The sequence below is a fragment of the Synechococcus sp. R55.8 genome (assembly GCF_047461895.1).
GTDB lineage: Bacteria > Cyanobacteriota > Cyanobacteriia > Thermostichales > Thermostichaceae > Thermostichus.
The window spans coordinates 1-752 of sequence record NZ_JANSIB010000193.1; the positions used below are offsets into that span (position 1 = coordinate 1).

1 protein-coding gene is annotated in these 752 nt (G+C 56.9%); it reads right to left on the reverse strand.

Annotation, left to right across the window (positions count from 1 at the left end; genetic code table 11):
* Positions 1-149 precede the first annotated feature (149 nt).
* Positions 150-680 (reverse strand): hypothetical protein, encoded by a 531-nt coding sequence (locus tag NW829_RS12315; protein ID WP_011432401.1) that lies wholly within the window; start codon positions 678-680, stop codon positions 150-152.
* Between the last annotated feature and the right edge of the window lie 72 nt (positions 681-752).

Here is a 752-nt window from a genome sequence, read left to right on the forward strand (position 1 = left end):
CGCCGCCAGTTGGTTACTGCGTCGCTGCTCCAGACGACGGCGCTGAAGGGATCCCCACTGGCCCAGAGGTCATTGCGATACTTCCCCTTTCCCTGGATCCGAGGGGCTTCCCGTGTCAACCTGCCCACAAAGCCCTATCCGCAGAGGGATTAGCTTTCTTCCTTGCCCTTGTTCGGATCGTCGGGATGCTGTCGGTCTTCATCAAGGAACATAAGCCTCTGGCGAACAGCCAATCGGTACTCGGAGGTGCGCCGAGAGAGAGAAGTCCACGCTCCTGCGCTGCCCAATTTAGACTTCTGATATAGCAAGGACGCGCTGGGAGCGAAGCCAACGGTTTGGGCATCCCCAATGGCAGCCAGATCGGCGCTTAAGAAGACAAACTGCCAGCTCTCCTTCTCGGTTTTTTCCTTGATCATCTTCTCAATTTGCTCTTTGCGGAACTCGCGACTGGCATTCTCTTGCCCATCGGTTACCACAACCATCACAACCTTGGCCGGGCGATCTGCCTCGCTGAGTTCGCTGAGGCTCTTTTCTAGGTCGATGATGCCGCGCCCCATGGCATCCAGCAAGGGAGTAGAAGCTCGCGGCACGTAGGTCTCGCGGGTCAGCTCAGGGACCTCGGCAATTGGCTTGAAGCGGTGAATGACTTCATAGGGATCCTGGGAGTCGAACTGAACCAAGGTAAGGGTGGCACTTCCTCTACGGCATTCTCTTTGCCTATGACTCGGATCAAATCGAAGCGGCTGCCGAGC